This window comes from Streptomyces sp. NPDC054840, assembly GCF_053611065.1.
On sequence record NZ_JBSGZP010000997.1, the window covers coordinates 1 to 1,949 of the forward strand.

Below are 1,949 nucleotides of genomic sequence, written 5' to 3' on the forward strand. Positions count from 1 at the left end.
GGACGGCCAGTTCGGCGGGGTCGTCGAGGCGCCGGCCGCCGGTCAGCGTCCGGACGGCCGCCGTGAAGGCGGCGTACCAGCGGGCCCCGCCCTCCACCCGGGTGGGGTCCCCGGCGCCCCGCAGGAGCCGGTCCACCTCGGCGTTCTCCCCCGGCGATTCGATCCGTACGATCTCGTCGGCGCCGAAGGCCGCGCCGCCCCCGCGCAGGACGTCCGTCCAGGGCACGACACGCGGTGCGGGCAGCCCGGCGTCGCGCACCGCCCCGGAGAACAGGGCGACGCGCCGGTTCTCCGGGTTGCCGACGACCGCCCAGCGCGGCGGTGGTGCGAGGTCCGTCATGGCCCGCGCGCTACTCGCCGACGGCGACGTAGCGCCAGACCCGGCCATCGCCCTCGTCCTCTTCGGCGTGGCCGCGGTTCAGGTCGAGGGTGACGCCGGCGCCGCCGAGCACCTCCTGGAAGCGCTCGCGCAGCGGCGCACCGAGGTAGTTGTGGTGCAGGTCCAGCTTCTTGAGGTGCGTCAGGGGCTGGCCGGCGAGCAGGGCGGCGCCGCCCTGGTCGGTGAGGACGCCCATGGACAGGTCGAAGGTCTCCAGGCGGGCGACGACCGGAGCGGACGCGACGGCCGTGGCGATCTCGTCCTGGATGTCGCTGTTGCGCAGGCCCAGATGACGCAGGCGCGGCAGGCGGTCGCCGTCGAGGATGGGCGCCACGTCGGTGATCGTCGCGTCCCCGCCGTAGTTGCTCGTGCCGAGCCACAGGTCGAGGTGCTCCAGGGCGGGCAGGTCACTGGCGGCCACGCCACGGACCGCCTCGGCGGGCATCCCGCCGGTCTCCACGGTCAGGGAGCGCAGCTTGCGGTGCGTGACGGCCGGGAAGACCAGCCCGGAGCCGCCGCGCACGCCGAACTCCTCCAGCTCCGGGAAGCCGTCGAGGAGCGGGCCGACGTCGCTCTGGTTGATCCAGGAGACCTCGCACTGCTCGGACTCCATGTCCCCGAGGAACAGGCCCCGCAGCGCGGGCAGGCGCAGGCGTGCGTCGAGGAGGGCGCCGATGATGTCCTCGGGCCCGGTCTCGTAAGCCTCCTCCCAGGAGCCGACCACGATCGCGCGGACCACGGTGGTGTCGACCGCGGCGGCGAACCGGGCGAACGCCTCGGTCCAGCTCTCCTCGCTGTCGTAGCTGTCGCAGGAGATCCGCCACGCGACGGCGTCCGCCGCGGGCAGGGGCGTCGTGTCCGCGTCCCCGGGGCTCGGGAAGTCGAAGACGGGCAGTCCGCACGATTCCGTCAGGTGTCTCGGGTAACTCATGGGGTGCCCGCCGTTCCTCGCCTGTCGCGTCCGATGTGCTGCAAGTTGTACCAAGGGGCACTGACAGAGGCCGAGGCAGGGCCGGTGCGGGGCGGGTGCGGGGTGGGTGCGCGCGAGCGGCGGTCCGTTGTCAGACCCGCCCCCTACCTTCGGAGAAGAACGCGGCGCACCGGGCGGCGCGGGGGAAGGGGACACCCATGTACCGGCAGGGGGACGTGCTCATCGTGCCGCTCGACGAGTCGGCGGTGCCGCCGTACGCGGCCGGAGCGGACCAGGAGCCGCGGGACGGGCGGGGCCGGATGGTCCTCGCGCTCGGCGAGGTCACCGGGCACGCGCACGCCGTGCTCGGGCCCGGCCGGCTCGTCCGCGAACCGGGCGCCTTCGGCCCGCTGCTGCTGCATCTCCCGGACGGCGGACGGGTGGTGCACGAGGAGCACGCCGCCATACCCCTGCCCAAGGGCTGGTACCGGGTCGTGCGGCAGCGGGAGTACATCCCCGGAGCGGTACGGATCGTGGCGGACTGACAGCGTGTCGGACAGTGGGGGGATCGGGATCGTGTTGACGGACATCGACGTGTGGAGGGCCGCCGCGGCGGCCACCGGGCCGGCCGATCGCGCCGCCGCGGAGGCCGGGGTGCGC

General features: G+C 74.4%; 2 protein-coding genes and 1 pseudogene. 1 reads left to right on the forward strand and 2 read right to left on the reverse strand.

Annotated features, from left to right (window positions below; translation table 11 throughout):
- Both ACWGIU_RS36820 and ACWGIU_RS36825 read right to left on the reverse strand, forming a co-directional pair.
- Positions 1-340 (reverse strand): annotated as a pseudogene (locus ACWGIU_RS36820) (STM4014 family protein); the annotation flags it as partial.
- Between the two features lie 10 nt (positions 341-350).
- Positions 351-1,310 carry an STM4015 family protein gene (locus tag ACWGIU_RS36825; RefSeq protein ID WP_453712426.1) on the reverse strand — a complete coding sequence of 320 codons (960 nt, stop codon included), beginning with the start codon at positions 1,308-1,310 and terminating at the stop codon, positions 351-353.
- A 197-nt stretch (positions 1,311-1,507) separates the two neighbouring features.
- On the opposite strand from ACWGIU_RS36825, the gene ACWGIU_RS36830 reads away from it, so the two are divergent.
- Positions 1,508-1,834 carry a hypothetical protein gene (locus tag ACWGIU_RS36830; protein WP_453712427.1) on the forward strand — a complete coding sequence of 109 codons (327 nt, stop codon included), beginning with the start codon at positions 1,508-1,510 and terminating at the stop codon, positions 1,832-1,834.
- The last annotated feature ends 115 nt before the right edge of the window (positions 1,835-1,949 follow it).

Excerpts from the sequence above, each read along its gene's own strand:
- ACWGIU_RS36830 (WP_453712427.1), top strand. The coding sequence starts at position 1,508 with ATGTACCGGCAGGGGGACGTGCTCATCGTGCCGCTCGACGAGTCGGCG.
- ACWGIU_RS36825 (WP_453712426.1), bottom strand. The coding sequence starts at position 1,310 with ATGAGTTACCCGAGACACCTGACGGAATCGTGCGGACTGCCCGTCTTC.